Genomic DNA, 18307 nt, shown 5'->3' on the forward strand with positions numbered 1-18307 from the left:
CACCCGCCGGGATGACCGGCAGCAGCAGGTGCGGTGCGTCCTCGCCACCACCCGTGTGCAGGGTGACGGTGCCGCCGAAGATCTCCCGTGGACGGTCGCTCGGGTCGTCGTGGTTGAACGCCCCGGAGCCCTTCATGACGAACCAGCCGACGTTGATCGGCTCCCCGCCGTAGTCGAAGTCCGTTCCGCGGACCGTCAGCGCGATCCGGTACCCCGCCGGCACCACGATGCAGGTCGGCCACACCTCCACGTCGACGTCGTAGCGGTCGCCAGGAACCAGCGGCTGCACCTCGTCGTGCGCGTGGTACGGCCGGTAGGGCAGCGTCAGCTCAGGGTCGAGCTTGCGGTGCGAGGCGCGCAGCCAGCCCTGACCCACCGGGGTGTGCGGGTCGAGAGTCCCGGCGAACAGCACCTCCTCCCCCTGCGGGTCGAACACCCGCAGGACCAGGAAGAGGTCGGCGTCCGTCGTCGCGGAGGAGAGCGCGACCCGCGCGGCCACCGGACCGGTGATCTCGGTCTCCTGCTCGAGCGGCGGCGTCCAGAACGTGATCCCGTCGCTGTTCAGCGGCTCGTACGCGGCGCTGCTCTCGGCCGGCGGTTCGGTGGTCAGCGCCTCGCCTGCGGCGTCGAGATAGAACTTCGTCCACTGCGTGCGGGCCAGCGGCCACTCCTGCTCGGTGCGCTCGACGAAGCGCTCCCCGGGAGAACGCACCTGCAGCAGGACCGGCGGCTGCTCGTTCCAGCCGTTGTCCTCACCCTTGAGGTAGTAGTCGAAGAAGCGCTTCTGCAGCAGCCGCCCGTAGTCGGTGTAGAAGTGCGTCCAGTGCTCCAGGCCGTGCCCCTCCAGCCACTTCTCCTTCGACGCGGCCCGCATGAACGCCTCGAAGTTGCCGCGCGGGTGCAGCCCCTGCCCGCCCCAGCTGGCGCAGGACAGGAACGGCACGGTGATCTTCGACCAGTCGGCCGATCGGCTGCGCGCGTGCTCGTCGTCGAGCGGGTGCTCGAGAACCTGCCGACCGAGGTCGACCCGGTTGCGGATGAGTTCGTCGTCCGGCAACGTCTCCGGACCGGCCACGAGCTCACCGGTGTTGGGGTTGCGCGGCGCGTTCTCCCCCATCCCGTGCTGCACGCTGAGGATCTGCTCCGGATACCACATGGTGAAGAACGTGCTGAGGATCCCGCCGTGGTGCGTCATGTCCCGGTACCAGTCGGCCGCCCCTTCCCATGGGCACATCGCGGCCAGGTGGGGCGGCTGCAGGGCGGCGACGTGCCACTGGTTCCAGGCGTAGTACGAGATCCCGTTGAGGCCGACCTTGCCGTTGCTCCAGTTCTGCGTGCCCGCCCACTCGATGCACTCGTAGTAGTCCTGGTTCTCCTGGGGGGACACCGGGTCGAGAAAGCCCGGTGAGCGCCCGGCGCCGCGGCCGTCGACACGCACGCAGGCGTAGCCGTCCGGCACCCACTTCTCCGGGTCGACGACCTCCCAGCTCTGGTACTTGCCCACCGAGCCGGCGGTGACGTCGGGGTGCTCGGTCACCATCGCCTTCCACTGGTCCGGATACCCCTCCTGGAAGGACAGCCCCTTGGCGTACGGCCCGTAGGTCAGGATGACCGGATAGCGCCCCAGCGGGAGGGGACGGTAGACGTCCGCGCGGAGCACGGTCCCGTCGGACATGAGGATCGGGACGTCCCAGTCGATCCTCATGGTCTTGGTCTTCTCGGTGCGCTGGCCCATCAGGTGGCTCTCCTCGTGCTCGGGTCGTGGTGACTGGGGCGGGCAGGTCCGCGCCGGTGCCGCGCCGGCCGCCGGGGCCGGTGGCGCAAACCTGTGTCCGGTCGCGAGTCGGACCGGGACATTCGGGGGCGGGTCAGCCCATGAAGCGACCGCCGTTGACGTCGAGGGTCGCGCCGGTGATGTAGCCGGCGTCCGGGCCGGCGAGGAAGCAGATGGCGGCGGCGACCTCCTCCGGTGTGCCGGCCCGCTGCATCGGAGTCGCCCGGGCCACCTCCGCCAGTAACTCCGGGCCGCGCCGCTCCACGCGCGGGGAGAGCACCACACCCGGGGCGACCGCGTTCACGGTCACGCCGTCGGCGGCCACCTCGAGGGCCAGCTGACGGGTCAGTCCCACGACGGCGGCCTTCGCCGCGGAATAGGGGTGCGCGGCCTGCGGCAGCGCGGTGCGCGCCGCCATGGAGGAGACGGTGACGATCCGTCCGTACCGTCGTCGGCGCATGGTGGGCACCACCGCCCGGCAGGCCAGGAAGGTGGCGGTCAGGTTGGCCGTGACGAGGTCGTTCCACTCGTCCAGGCCCACGTCCGGCAGCGGGTCCGCGCGGGAGAATCCTCCGGCGCACGTCACCAGGATGTCCAGGCGTCGCCTGCGGTCGAGGGTGGTCGCCACCGCGTCGGCCACGACACCCTCCTCGGTCGCGTCCCCGACGACGACGTCGACGTCCCCTCCGGACCGGCCGATCGCCGCGGCCACGTCCGCCGCCCGGGCCCGGTTGCGGTCGAACAGCGTCACGAGGGCTCCGGACGCGGCCAGCCGCTCCACGCAGGCCCGGCCGATGCCCGCACCGCCACCGGTGACGAGGGCGACCTGGTCACGGAGCGGCGGGGGTGTCCCCTTCCCCGCGCCGGGGCCGGCACTCACCCCAGGACCTCGTCCAGCCATCCGGCGACGATGCGGCCCACCTCGTCCTCGAGGCCGGTGTAGAAGTGGTCGCAGCCCTCGAGGATGCGCACGTCGACCGGGCCGCCGGCCACCTCGGCGAACCGCTCGGCCGGGTACATCTCCCGGTCCTCCTGGTCACCGCGGATGTACAGCACCGGACAGGTGATCCGGGCGGCGTTGTCCAGGAGCACCGGCAGGTTGCTCTCCAGGTCCACGAACGACCCGGCGGTGATCACGTAGTACCAGCCAGGGAGGAGCATGAGCTCCTCCGGGCGCCCGGCGTCCACCAGCTCGTGGGCCCGGCGGGAGATCTCCGCGAGCCGGTCACCGGCCAGCAGGCCGAGCTCGGAACCGCGTCGCAGCATGTCCCGTCCACCCAGGTGGGCCGAGAGCAGGACCAGGGCCGGCGTCTCGGGGTGGCGGGCCACGTGCTCGGAGGCCAGCATCCCGCCGTTGCTGTGACCGATGACGACCGGCGCGGCGAAGCCCCGCTCCCCCAGCCACTGCGCCGCACGCTCGTTGTCCTCGATCGCCTCGGCCGTCGTCTGGTAGGCGTTGCCCTCGGCCACGCGGGTGCGCGCGCTGACCGTGTCGTGACCGTGTCGGTTGTAGGACAGCGCCGCCAGCCCGATGCCGGTGAGATGGGACGGGAGGAAGCCCGGTGCGCCGTAGTAGAAGTTCATGCCATTGCCGTGCATGAGCATGGCCGCACCTCGCGCCGGTCGACCCGGGGGTTCGTAGAAGAGCCCGTCCAGAGGCGTGCTCGGCGTAGGGACGGACACGAGTTCAGCCAGCACAGGAACTCCTCGATCGGACCGGCGGTCAGGGGTCAGGGGATGCCGTGCACACCACGTCCCCTGGAGCGGACATCCCGATCGCCGACCACGGCGACCTCGGCTCGCGCCACGTTTTCGTGGGCCGTTGACGGCGACCTGAATGTCTCGTACGTTGTGCCGCACGTCACCATACATACGCATGCATGCGGAGTCACGAAGTTCATCCGCCGTCCTCACGGCATCCACCGGGGGGCTCGGCGAATGACGAGGTGCGACCGCACGCGGCCCAGCAACCGCCCAGGGACAGCACCGGCCGGGCAGTGAGGATTCGCGTGAATCAGTTCATCGTGCAGACCCTGAACGGGTTGACGCTGGCGGGAATCATGTTCCTGGTCTCCAGCGGCTTCACCCTGGTCTTCGGGGTCATGCGGATCACCAACCTGGCCCACGGCGCGATCTACCTCCTGGGCGGGTACATCGCGTACTCCACGATCCAGCTGGTCGGGAACTTCTTCGTGGGCGTGATCGTCGCCGGGCTGGCCATGGCGCTGCTGGGCATCGTGCTGGAGCGCACGCTGATCAAGCGCATGCGCGGGCAGGTCATGGCCGAGCTGCTCGCGACCCTGGGTCTGGTGTACGTGATGAACGACCTGGCGCTGGCGGTCTGGGGCGGCGACCCGCTGTCCCTGCGGCTGCCCGGAGTCCTGCGGGAGTCCACGACCTTGCCCGGCGGGATCATCTACCCCAACGGCCGCATGTTCATCCTGTTCCTGGCCGTGGTCATCGGCCTGGCGCTGTACTTCCTGCTGCGCCGGACGCGGGTGGGCGCCATCGTCCGCGCCGGCGTCGACAACAAGGCGATGGTCAGCGCCATGGGGATCAACGTCCGGCTGGTCTTCACCATGGTGTTCGCCCTCGGCGCCCTGCTCGCCGGCGTCGGCGGCGCGCTGGGCGGGACCGTACTGAGCCTGGCACCCAACGCCGACGCCGAGATCCTGACCTTCGCGCTGATCGTCGTGATCGTCGGTGGCCTGGGCAGCTTCGAGGGGGCGGTCCTCGGCAGTCTGATCGTCGGGCTGCTGTCGAACTACGGCCAGGCCTATTTCCCGGCCCTGGCCTACTTCGCCCTGTTCGCGCCACTGGTGCTCGTCCTGCTCGTGCGGCCCCAGGGACTCCTCGGAAGGACGGCAGCATGAGCACCCACACTCCGGGCGCCGGTGCCGGCGTCGCCGGCTGGCAGGGCCTGCTGGCGCGTCAGCAGCGCTGGCTCATGCTGCTCATCGGCCTCGTGTTCCTCCTGATCGTCTCGTCCTACCTGTACCGGGGCGGCTTCTACGGCCAGCTCGTGACGCAGATGCTCATCTTCGCGATCGCCGCGATGGGAGTGGGCTTCCTCGGCGGCTACGGCGGAATGGTCTCCCTCGGCCAGGCGAGCTTCCTGGGCCTGGGCGCCTACGGCGTGGCCGTCCCCATGTCGGACGGTGCTGATCCCTGGACCGCCATCGTGATCTCCCTCGTGGTGACGCTGGCGGTGGCCCTGCTCACCGGCCTGCTGGCGGTCCGGGTGAGAGGGATCAGCTTCGTCATCATGACGCTGGCGCTCGGTCAGATCCTGTTCGGCCTCGCCTCCAGCTGGGTCGACCTCAGCGGTGGGGACAACGGGCTCATCATCCCGGTCGCCCCGACGCTCGGTCCCCTGGACCTCAACGACCCCATCGTGCTGTCGTTCACGGTCCTCGTGGTGTTCGTCCTCGCCGTGCTCGCCCTGCGCACGTTCGTCGCATCCCCCTTCGGACTGGCCCTGCGGGGCATCAAGTCCAACGAGCAGCGGCTGAAGACGCTCGGCTACGCCACCCGGCTGCACCTGTACATCAGCTGGGTCATCTCGGTGATGTTCGCCGGCGTCGCCGGCATCCTGTTCGTCTTCACCAACGGCCTGATCACACCGACGGCCCTGGACTTCGGCCACAACGGGATCGTCACGCTGATGGCCGTGATCGGCGGGCTGGGCACCCTGTGGGGCCCGACCGTCGGTGCGATCGTGATCATGCTCTTCCAGAACTACCTCAGCCTCTACTTCGAGCGCTGGGCCACCGTGATGGGCATCGTCTTCGTCGCCGTCGTCATCTTCGCCCCCGAGGGGCTCTGGGGCCTCGTCACCAAGTTCGCTCGACGACTCACCCGGCAGAAGGCGGCGCGGGGGCAGCTGGGCATCAACGAGGTCCCGGTGGGCGATGCGGGCGCGGAAACCGAGTCCGAGTTGCCCGACCCCACGACCGAGAAGGTGCAGCAGTGACCACCAGTACTGCATCCGCCGTCCCCCCGGCTCCAGCCGCCGCCGACGGCATCGCCCTGAGCGTCGACGACCTGGGCCGGCACTTCGCGGGGGTGAAGGCCGTGGAGGGTGTGACGCTGAGCGTGGCGAGCGGCTCCCGCCTCGGGATCATCGGCCCGAACGGCGCCGGCAAGACGACGTTCTTCAACATGCTCTCCGGCGAGCTCAAGCCGACGAGCGGCCGGATCCACCTGTTCGGCCGCGACGTCACGTCCCTGGCATCGCACAAGCGGGTGGCCCTGGGCCTCGGCCGCACGTATCAGATCACCCGCGTGCTGCGGGGGATGACCGTGCTGGAGAACCTCGCCGTCGCCACCCATGGGCTCTCCGGCTCCAAGCTCGACCTCCTGCGGCCGTGGCGGAGGTACTCGGCCAAGGTCGAGGAGGCCGAGGCGCTCGGCGCGTCCTTCGGGCTGCGCCACCGGCTCAACGCCTACGCCGAGGAGCTCTCCCACGGCGAGGTGCGTCAGCTCGAGGTGTGTCTCGCCCTGGCCCTCAAGCCGAAGATCCTGCTCCTCGACGAGCCGGCAGCCGGACTCTCGCCCGCGGAGCGGGTCGACATCCGGAACCTGCTCAACGGCCTGCCCAAGGAACTGACGCTGGTGATGATCGAGCACGACATGGACGTGCTGCGGGGAGCGGTGGACGACATCGCGGTCCTGCACCTGGGCGAGCTGGTGACGCGCGGCTCGGTGGCGGAGATCCAGCGCAACGAGCTGGTGCGAGAGCTGTACCTCGGCAAGCGCCGGCAGATCGACCGGACCGCCGGCGCCGACCCGGCGGACAGCGACGGAAAGGCGCCGCACGCGTGATCACAGTCGACGACGTCCACACCTACCGCGGACTGAGCTACGTCCTGCAGGGCATCAGCCTGCAGGCGGAGGACGCCCAGTGCACGGCACTGCTCGGCCGCAACGGTATGGGCAAGACCACGCTGATCGAGACGATGATGGGCCTGCTCAGCGCCCGCGACGGCGACATCACGCTGGACGGGACGTCGCTCCGGGGCAAGGAGCCGTTCCAGATCGCCAAGCGAGGAGTGGCCCTCGTCCCTCAGGGCCGGCACGTCTTCTCCTCGTTGACCGTCGAGGAGAACCTGACGCTGGCGGCCCGGGGCAACGGCGAGCCGGGCGCTTGGACCCTGGAGCGGGTCTACGACCTCTTCCCCAACCTCAACCGGCGGCGGAAGAACCGGGGCAGCGATCTGTCCGGCGGCGAGCAGCAGATGCTCGCGATCGGCCGCGCGGTCATGACCAACCCCCGGGTCCTGCTGATGGACGAGCCCTCGGAAGGGCTGGCGCCGGTCATCGTCGACAAGGTGGGCGAGGTCATCCGGCTGCTCAAGCAGGAGGGCCTGTGCGTCTTCCTCGTCGAGCAGAACTACGGGCTGGCCATCGAGACCGCCGACCGGCTCTACGTCCTCGCCGGCGGCCAGGTCGTCTGGCAGGGCTCCCCCGCGGAGCTCGAGGCAGCCGACGACGTGCGCCACCTGCACCTGGGGGTCTAGGCGAGGCATGGCGCACCGAGGAATGCGGGCGGCGGAGGCGCGTCCCGGTTCACCCGTCGTCGGGGCCGCCGTACCGAGAGAACTGAACGGAACGGGTTCAGCAGGGTCCGGGCGATCGCGCCAGGACCGGATGGCACGGGAGCGGGTACACCGCCCCCCTTCACAGAATCGGCGGTAGTCGCGTGGTGTCCAGGATCAGCGGGTCTCGAAAGCGGCGGACGGGAGTGGCGGTCGCCACGCTCGTGGCCCTCAGCCTCGGTGCGTGCGGTGAGGGCCCCGGCGGGGGTGCAGACACGTCCGAGCCCGGCAGCCCAATCAAGGTGGCGTTCGAAGTGCCGTTGACCGGCGCGTTCGCGGCGAACGGCCTGAACCAGAAGAACGGCTTCGAGCTCGGGCTCGACACGTTCGGCCGCGAGGTCGACGGCCACCCCATCGAGGTGCGCTACATCGACACCAAGGGCGACCCGGCGACGGCGCTCACTAGTGCGCGCCAGATCGTCCAGGAGGGCGTCACCGTCTTCCAGGGCCCGCTGGTCTCCAGCGAGTCCGCGGCGGTCACCCCGTACCTGGCGCAGCAGAAGGTGCCGGTCGACGACCTGACCCTCTGCAGCGAGGTCCAGCTCGACTCCTGGCAGAAGAACGGCAACGGGTACTCGTCCGGATGGTCGTGCGACCACCCGGCCCTGATGGCCGCGCAGTGGGCCTACGAGGACATGGGCTGGCGCAACATCACCATCGCCGCCCAGGACTTCTCCTTCGGGTGGGAGGTGGCCGGCGGCTTCAAGGCGGCCTTCGAGAGCCTCGGCGGCACGGTCGACCAGGCGATCTGGGTGCCCCTCAACGCCACGGACGTCAGCTCCTACGTCTCCCAGATCTCGCAGGACACCGACGCGGTCTACGCCGAGATGTCCGGCGTGTTCGCGGTGCGGTTCATCGACGCGTACAAGTCCTACGGGCTGACCGGCGCGATCCCCCTGGTCGGCATCACCCAGCTGACCGACCAGTCCGTGCTCCCGCAGCTCAACCGTGACGCGGCTCTGGGGGTCATGACGGGCGCGCAGTACTGCGACGGCATCGACACCCCGGAGAACGAGGAGTTCGTCGCCGCCTACAAGGAGAAGTTCGACCTCTACCCCGGCTACTACTCCGACGCCGGCTACGTGAAGGCGCAGATCATGGTGGAGGCGCTGAAGTCGCTCGACGGTGACTACTCCGACCCCGAGGCCATCGCCGAGGCGCTCCAGTCGGTGAACATCGAGGCCCCGCGCGGACCGGTGGAGATCAGCGACAAGACCCACTCGCCGGTCCAGAACGTCTACATCTGCGAGGTCCAGGAGATCGACGGCGACCTGCGCAACGTGCCGATCAAGACCTTCGAGAGCGTGCCGCCGGAGGGTCCGCTGGAGTACGAGGAGTGGGAGGCCCACTTCCGTCACGACAGCGCCGGCCGACCGGAGTAGCCGGAGCGCGGTGGGCGGACAGGGACATGCCTGTCCGCTCACCGCGCCCCGCGCCGCCGGGGAAGCCGGGGGCATGCCACGACAGCAGGAGAACCGTGTCGCAGGGACATGACCAGACGTCCAGGCCCGAGTGGACCCGGCCACGCGCCGTCCCCGAGCCGGAGGCCGTCTTCCGCCTCCAGGTCAACGGGAGCAGTCGTGAGGTCACGTGCCGTCGGGACACCCCGATGCTCTACGTGCTGCGCAACGATCTGGGCCTGACGGGATCCCGCTTCGGCTGCGGGCTCGCCCAGTGCGGCGCCTGCATGGTCCTGCTCGACGGCCACCCGACGCCCTCTTGCGATCTGCCCGTCTGGGCGGCCGAGGGCCACGAGGTGACCACCGTCGAAGGTCTCTCCGACGACCCGGTCATGCGGACCCTCCAGGATGCGTTCATCGACCGGCAGGCGGCGCAGTGCGGCTACTGCATGTCCGGGATCCTCGTCTCGGCCTGCGCCCTCCTGCACAGCGACGACGAGCCCCCGCGGCACGCCATCGCCGAGGCCCTGGACCGGAACCTGTGCCGCTGCGGCAGCCATGGCCGGGTCCTGGCTGCGGTGACGGACGCCGCCCGGACGATGCGCGCGCACGGGTCCGGTGACGAGCCGACGCAGGACGGCGACCGACCGCAGCACGACGACCGACCGCAGGGCGCCGCGCGCCCACTGGGGAGCACACCATGAGCCAGACGAGGTACGACATCGAGGACGCGGCCGGGGTGTCCGGGGAACCGCCGTTCCGGCTGGAAGAGGCGACGATCGACGACCTCCACCGAGCGATCCGCTCCGGTGCGACCACCTGCGTGGAGGTTGTGCAGCAGTACATCGACCGGGCCCGCGCCTACAACGGGGTCGCCAGCGCCCTGATGACCGAGGACGGCAACCCCGTCCCGCCGGTCAGCGGTGCGGTCCGCGCCCTCGATGCCCTCACCTTCCCCACCGAGACCGTCGCCGCCTCCACCCTGCTGCCGGACCTGGACAAGTACGAGGGGCCGCCCCTCGAGTTCGGCCGCATGGAGCCGACGGCCTCCGACCCGGAGGTGTACCAGCAGTTCGGGATGCTGGTCGGCCTGCCCGACGCCGGCCAGCTGAACGCCCTGGCCACGCTGAACATCCGTGGCGAGCGGTCGGTCACCTGCAAGGGCGACTTCGACCGCCACCCCGATGACGGGCCCCTTCCGGTCGGGGCGCCTCCGGTCTGCGAGATGTTCCGGCACCAGCCCGACGCCCTGGAGCGCGCCGCGGAGCTCGATGCGACCTACGGCCGCAACCCGGACCTCGAGGCGATGCCCATGTACGGCGTCGTCTTCTCCTTCAAGGACCCGTTCGACACCACGGACATGCGCTCCACCGGTGGCGCCGACGCCCGCTTCGACATCGACTTCCCCGCCCGCGACCACGTGCTGGTGGAGCAGCTGCGGGCCAAGGGCGCGATCATCTACGCCAAGGCGATCAACACCGAGTACAACGGCCGCATCGGCGACCCCGGTGGCCGGCACGCACCGGAGAAGGTCCTCCCCTCCACGCTCGGGTACCAGCGCAGCACCTGGGCCGGCAATCCGGCCAACGTCTACGACACCACCCGGTCGGCCTCCCTGGGGTCCAGCTCGGGGTCCGGTGTGTCGGTGAGCGCCAACCTCGTCATGGTCAGCCTCGGCGAGGAGACGCGGGCGTCGTGTCGGGGACCGGCCAACCACAACGCCGTCGCGCTCGTCCTCCCGCACAAGGCGATGCTGGGCTTCGACGGTGGCGCCATCGGCGCGGACATCCACGTCGACCGCAGTGGGGTCCTCGCCCGAACCCTGGAGGACGCCACCAAGGTCCTCGACGCCCTCCGGGACCCGACCGAGGAGTACTACGACCCGCGCGACCCGTTCACGACGGTGCCGCGCTCCTCGGTGCTGCCGTCCTACGCCGTGCACGCTCGGGGATCGGGGGAGCCCGGAGCGTTGAGCGGCATGCGGATCGGCATCGTGCGGGAGTCGATGCCCGTCCGCCCGGGCGCCTTCGCTTCCTCGGTGATCCCGCCGGCAGCCGCGGCCGAGATCAAGGCCGTGCTGGGGGACCGGCTCGGGGCGACTCTGGTGGAGTCCGGTGACCCGCTCTGGGCACGCGATCCCGATCTCGAGGTCATGCAACCCGACTTCCGGCGCGCGCTCGCCCGGTTGGTGCCCGTCTTCATGCCCGACCTGCTCTTCCGGCTGGGCCGGGACGGCACGCCGGTGTTCCCGGACTTCGCCGCCGCCGTCGAACCGACGGAGTTCATGCCGGGCGAGATCTTCGGTACCGGCACGATGGCGCCGATCGACTACTTCGTGGAGCTGGCCGAGGGCCGGATCGAGCCGCCGGCCAACCTCGACATCGCCACCGTCCAGGACCAGCAGCTGTCGATGACGTTCCGGTACCACATCCCGCAGTACCTCAGGGCGCGTGCGGCGGACTGGGCCGAACTCGGCTTCACCGAGACGCTGGTGGACTTCCCCTCCCTCAACGCCCGGTCCAAGTTCTGGGGCGACGACCAGCGCGCCTGGTGGCGGAACTGGGAGGAGGTGCGCGACATGCGCAACCCCCTCTCCGGGCGCCAGGGCGTGCACGAGCGGTTGCTGCTACGGGAACTGCTCCGCCGCGTGGACATGATGGTCCTGCTCGAGAACCACCTCGACGTCCTCGTCCGCCTGCACACCCCCCTCCCGCCCGCCCGGATCGGGGACCCGGCAGAGTTCAACAACCCGCACAACCTGCCGCCGGAGTCGATGTACGGGCCCAACGCCGGATTGACGGAGGTTCTCGTCCCGGCCGGTTACGTGCGCACGGCCTACGATCCCGTCTTCGTGCTCAGCGACGACCGCATGCGGTACGTGCACAGCGAGTCCGACCGGGCCACCGAACTCCCCGAACCAGGGCTGCCCTTCTCCCTCGTCTTCCGTGCGGAGCCGGGCAAGGAGGACGTGCTGCTCCGGGTGGCGTCGAGTTACGAGGCGGCCTCCCGGCGTCGCGTCCCGCCGCCGGCGTTCGGGCCCCTCCCCGTGCACGGGGGCACGGTGTGAGCACCCCCCTGCCGCCGCAGGCCGTGCCCTTCGGGTACAGCCTGCAGCGCAACCCGCTGCTCTCCCACTGGGTCGGGTTTCCTCACGGGGGGCAGGTGGAGGTCCGGGTCGGCAAGGTCGAGCTGGGGCAGGGCATCGTCACCGCGCTCGGCCAGATCGCGGCCGAGGAGCTCGACGTGGCCTGGTCGCGCGTCCAGGTGGTGCCGGCCGCCACCGACCGCAGCCCGGACGAGGGGCTCACCGCCGGGAGCCGGTCGATCATGGACTCGGGCAGCGCCCTGCGCGCCGTCTGCGCAGAGGTCCGCCGCCTGCTGCTGAGCCTCGCGTCCGCCCGCTCAGGAGCCCCCGTGGAGGGCCTCGAGGTCCACGACGGCGAGGTGCGCGACGCGGCCGGCACCGTGCAGGGCAGCTACTGGACCCTGCTCCGGCGCGAGCAGCTGGACGTGCCCGTCACCGGCGAGGCGGCGGCCAAGGCACCGGCCCGGCACGGGATCGTGGGACACAGCGTCCGCAGGCGTGATCTCGACCGGAAGCTCACCGGCGCACCCTCCTTCGTCCACGACCTCCGTCTACCCGGCCAGTTGTACGGCCGGGTGGTGCGGCCGCCCTCCCCTGGCGCCTGCCTGCTCGACGTGGACGACTCCGCCGCGCGAGCGCTCCCGTCGGTGTGCGGCGTGGTCCGCCAGGGCAGCTTCCTGGGCGTCGTGGCCGACCGCGAGGAGGAGGCGATCCGGGCCACCGAGCTGCTGCGGGCCGGCGCCCGGTGGCAGGAGCAGGAGACCCTGCCCGTGGACCCGGACTGGCTCGACAGCCTCCCCGGCCACCCGGCGGAGGTCAGCCAGGTCGAGCGACGGGAGGATCCGGACGCCGCGGCCCGCGTCGTCGACGTGCACCGGGCCTCCTACGGCCGGGCCTACCTCGCGCACGGCTCCCTCGGGCCCGGCGCCGCCGTCGCCCGATGGGACGGGGACGACGTCTCGGTGTGGACGCACACCCAGGGCATCTTCCCCCTACGGCGCGCCCTCGCGGCCGCCCTGGACATGGATCCCGACCAGTTCACCGTGCAGCACGTCGAGGGAGCCGGCTGCTACGGCCACAACAGCGCGGACGACGTGGCGCTCGACGCCGTGCTCCTCGCCCGCGCCATGCCCGGACGCCCGGTCCAGGTCGTCTGGTCACGCGAGGACGAGTTCGCCTGGGAGCCCTTCAGCCCGGCCATGGTGGCGGAGGTGTCCGCGGGGATCGACGAGGCCGGCGATCTGGTCACCTGGGAGCAGCACGCCTGGAGCAACGGCCACGACAGCCGTCCCGGCTTCTTCGGGCAACCCGGCCTGCTGGGCTACTGGCACGCCGCCGACGTACCGGCACCTGCTGCGTCCGACCCCTCCCTGGCCATCGGCGGGGGGACAGGCCGCAACGCCGTCCCCCCGTACGTCGTCGCGGACCTGGACGTCCAGGCCCACCGCCTCCTGGTGGCGCCGCTGCGCACCTCGGCCCTGCGTGGGCTGGGGGCCACTGTCAACGTGTTCGCGATCGAGTCGGCCATGGACGAGCTCGCCGAGCGCGCCGGCGCCGATCCTGTCGAGTACCGCATGCGGCACCTTCCCGACGAGCGTGCCCGAACCGTGCTCCGCACCGCTGCCGAGCAGGCCGGCTGGTACGACCGGCCGACCGAGGACTCCGTCGGGTGGGGTGTCGGTTACTCGCGCTACAAGGACGTCTGCGGGTACTGCGCGGTGGTCGCCCGAGTGGAGGCGGTGTCGGAGGTCCGGGTGACCGACCTGTGGGTGACCGTCGACGCAGGGCAGGTCATCAACCCCGACGGCCTGGTCAACCAGATCGAGGGCGGCGCGATCCAGGCCGCGAGCTGGAGCCTCCTGGAGGAGGTCACCTTCGACGCGCGGACCGTCACCAGCCGGGACTGGGAGGGCTATCCCATCCTCCGGTTCGCCGACGTGCCGCAGGTCCATGTCACGGTGCTCCCCCGGCCCGACGATCCGCCGCTCGGCGTCGGCGAGGTGGCCGGTGGTCCGGTCGCCGCCGCCCTGGCGAATGGGCTGGCCGACGCCATCGGCGTGCGGGTCCGCCGGTTGCCGCTGACTCCCGAACGCATCGCTGCGGTCATCGAGGCGGGTTGATGCCACCGGCCGACGACGTCGCAGGGGCCGGGCCGGACGCGTGACCGCTGTCGTCCTGGGGCTGGTGACGGCCCTGTTCTTCGGCGTGGCCAGCTATCTCGGGCCCGTGCTCAGCCGCACCAACACGCCTTCGGCCGTCCTGGCGGTCGGGCAGGCGGCGGCCGTGGCGGCGGCCGCGGTGCTGCTCCTCGCACAGGATGCGCCCGACCCGACCTCACGGACACTGGTGCTGGGGCTGCTCGCCGGAGTCGCCAACGGCGTCGCCCTCACGGCGATGTTCGAGGCCGCGCGCTTCCTGCCGATCAGCGTCATGGCGCCCATCGGCGCGACCGGCGGCGGGGTCCCGGTCGTGGTCGCGCTGGCCCTCGGCGAGCGGCCCCACGTCCTGCAGCTGGTCGGCATCCCGGTGGCGATGATCGGCGTGGTGCTCGTTGCTGCGGGCAGCAGCGGCGGGTCGCTGATGCGGAACCTGACTGCCGTGCCCTCGGTCGGGCTGTGGCTGGCCGCGACGTGGGCGGTCTCCTACGGCGTCTTCCTCAGCCTCTTCGCCGAGGCATCGGACGGCGGCGGGCAGCCGTGGGCCCTCTTCAGCAGCCGTGTGTCGCTGCTGGCGACGGCGCTCGTCTTGCCGCTCGCTCGGCGCACGTCGCTCAGGCTGCCCTGGCGGATGGTGCCACTGGTCGCGCTCAACGGCCTGCTCATCCTCGCCGGGGTGGCCACGTTCGGCTGGGCGGCGGCCATCGGCCCGGTCAGCGTCGTGTCCGTCCTCGCCACGCTCTCCCCGGTGATCACCGTTGCCATGGCCGTCCTGCTGCTGCGGGAGCGACTCGGCGGCCGGCAACGGATCGGCCTGGCGGCCGCCATCGTCGGCGTCGTGCTCCTCGCGGCGGGCTGACGCCGGGCTGGGCCCGAGGGCTACGGCCGGGTCCCCTCCCCCGTCGTCCGGAGCACGAAGAGTCCGTGGTTCTTGTCCGTGCAGTAGATGTAGCCCCGCGCGTCCACGAGGACGTCCTCGAACTGGGTGACCAGCGTGCTCGGCAGCGTTCCGCGCCGTTCCGGAGGGTCCTCGGGCACGTACCAGCCCGTCTCCACCGGCACGTAGGGGTCGGCGATGTCGAAGACGCGCAGCCCGGCGTTGAAGTACGCCATGACGATCTGGTCGTCGGGGATGGCCAGGTCCGGGTGGCCCTGGTGCTGGTGCTGGTTGTGCGGCCCGAACCGGCCGCCCTTGGCGTAGTAGCTGTCGTACGGTGCGCCCGGCTCGGGGCGCGGCATCGGGAAGGTCGAGATGATCCTGGGGTGGGCCTCGTCGGCGATGTCGACCACGCAGGTGTAGTTGACCGGATCGCCGTCGCCTTCCAGGATCGCCTCGCTGTTCGCGACGACCAGGTCCCGGCCCGGGAGCGGTACGGCCGAGTGGCACCCCAGCATGCTCCCGAGGTCGCCGAAGGACACCCGGCCGACCAGCCGTGGATCCGTCGGGTCCTCCACGTCGAGGATCACCATGCCCACGCGCCCGTAGCCGAGGTAGGCGCGTCCGTCGACGACGTACGCGGGGCCGTGCAGGTAGAAGTCGTGCTCCGGCTTCTCCCCACCCGCGACGTGCTGCCCCGGCCACCACCACCGACCGACCTCCGTCGGGTGGGCCGGGTCGCCGATGTCGACGACAGCCAGGAGGTGACCGACGTAGCCCTCGGGATTGGCGGTCATGTAGGCCAGGTCCCCGCCGGCGTAGAAGTTCCGGTGGGTCCCCGTGCCCCCGGTGCGCCAGTGCCCGAGCAGCTGCGGGTCCTCGGGGTCGTGCGCGACGTCCCAGATGTAGGCGCCCTCCTCGAACGGCCTCCCGGGTTCGATCCCCCACCCCTCGTTCGGCTTCTCGAGGGCGGTCACCATGCGTCCGTCGGCCACCTGGACCTGGATCGTCCAGGTGTCCGCCGGCCCCTCCAGGAAGCGGCAGAGCGTCGGGGACCGGGGGTCGGTCACGTCGAGGACCGACCACCCCCGGTGCCACAGGTGCCCGAGGTAGAGGTACCAGCGGTCGCCGTGGCGCTGCATCGCCATCTTGAAACCCGGGCGGCCGGCCAGGTCGTGGTAGCCGACGAACTCGACGCCCCGCTGTTCGAGGACGCCCGGCGCCCGGACCTCATCAGCTCCCGGCGCCGCTGTGCCGACCGGTTCCGCGGTGTTCGACCCCATGCTCGGGCTCCTCCTGTCGCTGGCACCCTCGACGGTGGCGGACGACGTCGACCTGCTGCACCCCGGCGCACGAGCATTCAAGAGGGCCCGGGAGGGCGCCACCATGTGTGCTGACACAAACTGCGCAGCGACCGTCGGTGCCCTGGGCCCTCAAGTACGGCGCGCCGCCCCCTTATCGTCCGGCCATGGGAACCACCCCGTCTCCAGGCGTCGACGACCGCGCAGCAGATCAGCCGTACCCGCTGATCCGCCGTCCGATCACGGTCGGCGGTCTGCACCTGCCCAACCGGATCGTGATGTCACCGATGACGACCTACGGCCTGGCCGATCCTGACGGCGCGTCCAACGACCGCCACCGCGCCTACTACGACCGACGGGCGGCCAGCGGCATCGGGCTGGTTATCGTCGAGTCCGCCATGGTGCACCCTTCGGGCCAGTGCTGGCCCAACCACCTGGCCGTGCACGACGACCGCTTCGTCCCCGGGCTGGCGCAGCTCGCCTCGACGATCAAACGGCACGGGCCTGCAGCGGTCCTCCAGTTGCATCACGGCGGCCGCGTCGCCGTGGCGGAGCTCAGCGGCCGGCCGGTGTTGCGCCCTCGCCGCTCGCCGCCCCGGGGCGACCGGTCCCCACCGAGATGTCCCACGCCGACATCGACACGATGCTGGAGGCCTTTGCGCAGGGCGCACGACGCGCCCGCGAGGCCGGCTTCGACGGCGTCGAGCTGCACATGGGCACGGCCTACCTGCTGCTGAGCTTCTTGTCCCCGGCCCAGAACCTGCGCCAGGACGAGTACGGCGGCGACTTCGAGGGCCGGATGCGGTTCCCCCTGCGCATCATCGAGCGGATCCGAGAGGTGGTGGGGGCAGACTTCCCCGTGGGCGCACGGATCGTCGGCTCCGACTACCACGACGGCGGCGTGGACGTGGCCTACTGCCAGCGGGTGGCCGCTCGCCTCGAGCAGGCGGGGCTGGCGTTCCTCGACGTCTCTGCGGGCATCGGGCCCAACGCGCTCAGGGACTCGCCCCTGACCATGGGCGGAGGGACCGCGGTCTTCCGCGACTTCGCCGCGGCCGTGAAGTCGGTCGTCTCCGTCCCGGTGATCTCGGTGGGCCGGTACTACACGATGGACTCGGCCGAGGCCGCGGTGGTCGAGGGCACGACCGACCTCGTCGCGTTCGCGCGGGCGCTCATCGCCGATCCGGACTTCGTGGGCAAGTCGCTGGCCGGCCGTGAGTCCGAGATCGTCCCGTGCATCGGTTGTCAGGCCTGCCACGGCGGCGTCACCACGGCCCTGGGCGTCTCGTGCGTCCTCAACCCGGAGACGGGGCACGAGCGGGAGCTGGGCCTGGCAGCGGCGGCTCCTCCGCGCCGCGTCCTCGTGCTCGGCAGCGGAGTCGCCGGGCTGGAACTGGCCCGCGTCGCAGCGATGCGCGGTCACCAGGTCACGGTCGCCACCGGGGACCTGCCCTTCGGGGGCCTGCTCGCGCTCCGGGCTCGGGTGCCCGGGGCGGCGGAGGTCGCCGGCGGTGTGACCTACTTCAGGGGCGCCCTGGAGCGGCTCGGAGTCCGCGTGGTGGAGCGTGCCCGGCCCGGCGACCACGAGGTGACCATCGATGCGACACCGGGCAGGCCGGTCGTGCCGGAACTCGCCGGGCCGGACGGTCCGGACGTCGTCCTGGCCGAGGACGTCCTGGCGTCCCGCGTGGACCTGGCCGGCCACGGCGACCGCGTCGCGGTGCTGGGTTCGGGGATCTTCGCGGGCGAGACGGCGCTCTTCCTCGCCGCGGCCGGGAAGAGCGTCACGCTGCTGGCGACGGGGGACCGCGCCATGGTGGACGCGCATCCCCTCGTCGCGGGCACCACGGCCCTCCGCTTCGCCGGGCACGGGGGCACCACGATCACCGGCGTCCTGCTGCGGGGAGCCGCCGGCGGACACCTGGACGTGACCGTCGACGGCGAGCCGCGCCGCCTGGGGCCGTTCGACCTGCTGGTGTCGGGGCTCGGCTGGACGGCACCGCCGGCCTCGCCGACCGCGGTGGGCGACACCTGGGACGCCTTCGCGCAACGGCTGCTCGTCGCCCATGCCGCCCGCTTGGCGCGGCTGGTGTAGCCGGACGCGGCCACCGATCGCG

The 18307-nt window shown here is 71.3% G+C and carries 14 protein-coding genes; 10 read left to right on the forward strand and 4 right to left on the reverse strand.

Going from position 1 to position 18307, the window contains the following annotated elements:
• From E4P39_RS17955 to E4P39_RS17965, 3 genes are all read right to left on the reverse strand, one after another.
• The coding region (locus E4P39_RS17955) for a CocE/NonD family hydrolase (RefSeq protein ID WP_209306603.1) at positions 1-1735 on the reverse strand (1735 nt) is incomplete at its 3' end.
• A 133-nt stretch (positions 1736-1868) separates the two neighbouring features.
• Entirely contained in the window at positions 1869-2654 is a 786-nt protein-coding gene (locus tag E4P39_RS17960) for an SDR family NAD(P)-dependent oxidoreductase (RefSeq protein WP_167761941.1), read from the reverse strand.
• The gene (locus E4P39_RS17965) at positions 2651-3379 is read right to left on the reverse strand and encodes an alpha/beta hydrolase (protein WP_167761943.1); all 729 of its coding nucleotides are present in this window, start codon (positions 3377-3379) and stop codon (positions 2651-2653) included. The genes E4P39_RS17960 and E4P39_RS17965 overlap by 4 nt, the downstream gene beginning before the upstream one ends.
• Before the next feature lie 404 nt (positions 3380-3783).
• On the opposite strand from E4P39_RS17965, the gene E4P39_RS17970 reads away from it, so the two are divergent.
• The 9 genes from E4P39_RS17970 (at position 3784) to E4P39_RS18010 (ending at position 14871) form a co-directional block, all read left to right on the forward strand.
• Positions 3784-4647 (forward strand): branched-chain amino acid ABC transporter permease, encoded by an 864-nt coding sequence (locus E4P39_RS17970; protein WP_167761944.1) that lies wholly within the window; start codon positions 3784-3786, stop codon positions 4645-4647.
• Positions 4644-5747 carry a branched-chain amino acid ABC transporter permease gene (locus tag E4P39_RS17975; protein WP_135137959.1) on the forward strand — a complete coding sequence of 368 codons (1104 nt, stop codon included), beginning with the start codon at positions 4644-4646 and terminating at the stop codon, positions 5745-5747. Before E4P39_RS17970 ends, E4P39_RS17975 begins: the two co-directional genes overlap by 4 nt.
• A complete protein-coding gene (locus E4P39_RS17980; RefSeq protein WP_167761946.1) occupies positions 5744-6598 on the forward strand; it encodes an ABC transporter ATP-binding protein in 855 nt (284 codons plus the stop codon). Before E4P39_RS17975 ends, E4P39_RS17980 begins: the two co-directional genes overlap by 4 nt.
• Positions 6595-7293, forward strand: coding sequence for an ABC transporter ATP-binding protein (locus tag E4P39_RS17985; protein ID WP_135137961.1), 699 nt, complete (start codon positions 6595-6597; stop codon positions 7291-7293). Before E4P39_RS17980 ends, E4P39_RS17985 begins: the two co-directional genes overlap by 4 nt.
• Before the next feature lie 320 nt (positions 7294-7613).
• Positions 7614-8753: a penicillin-binding protein activator gene (locus tag E4P39_RS17990; RefSeq protein ID WP_167761948.1), complete on the forward strand. Its 1140-nt coding sequence runs from the start codon at positions 7614-7616 to the stop codon at positions 8751-8753.
• Positions 8754-8848: 95 nt separating this feature from the next.
• Positions 8849-9475, forward strand: a complete 627-nt coding sequence (locus E4P39_RS17995; protein ID WP_209306604.1) for a (2Fe-2S)-binding protein — start codon at positions 8849-8851, stop codon at positions 9473-9475.
• Entirely contained in the window at positions 9472-11838 is a 2367-nt protein-coding gene (locus tag E4P39_RS18000) for an amidase family protein (RefSeq protein WP_135137964.1), read from the forward strand. Before E4P39_RS17995 ends, E4P39_RS18000 begins: the two co-directional genes overlap by 4 nt.
• On the forward strand, positions 11835-13976 hold the full coding sequence (locus tag E4P39_RS18005) for a molybdopterin cofactor-binding domain-containing protein (protein WP_135137965.1): 2142 nt from the start codon (positions 11835-11837) through the stop codon (positions 13974-13976). Before E4P39_RS18000 ends, E4P39_RS18005 begins: the two co-directional genes overlap by 4 nt.
• A gap of 40 nt (positions 13977-14016) precedes the next feature.
• A complete protein-coding gene (locus E4P39_RS18010) occupies positions 14017-14871 on the forward strand; it encodes a DMT family transporter (protein WP_135137966.1) in 855 nt (284 codons plus the stop codon).
• A gap of 20 nt (positions 14872-14891) precedes the next feature.
• Here the strand turns inward: E4P39_RS18010 and E4P39_RS18015 are convergent, their stop codons facing one another.
• On the reverse strand, positions 14892-16172 hold the full coding sequence (locus E4P39_RS18015) for a hypothetical protein (RefSeq protein WP_167761950.1): 1281 nt from the start codon (positions 16170-16172) through the stop codon (positions 14892-14894).
• Between the two features lie 436 nt (positions 16173-16608).
• On the opposite strand from E4P39_RS18015, the gene E4P39_RS23285 reads away from it, so the two are divergent.
• Positions 16609-18285 (forward strand): FAD-dependent oxidoreductase, encoded by a 1677-nt coding sequence (locus tag E4P39_RS23285; RefSeq protein ID WP_280790874.1) that lies wholly within the window; start codon positions 16609-16611, stop codon positions 18283-18285.
• Positions 18286-18307: the final 22 nt, after the last annotated feature.

The organism is Blastococcus sp. CT_GayMR19 (genome assembly GCF_004570385.1).
Lineage (GTDB): Bacteria > Actinomycetota > Actinomycetes > Mycobacteriales > Geodermatophilaceae > Blastococcus_B.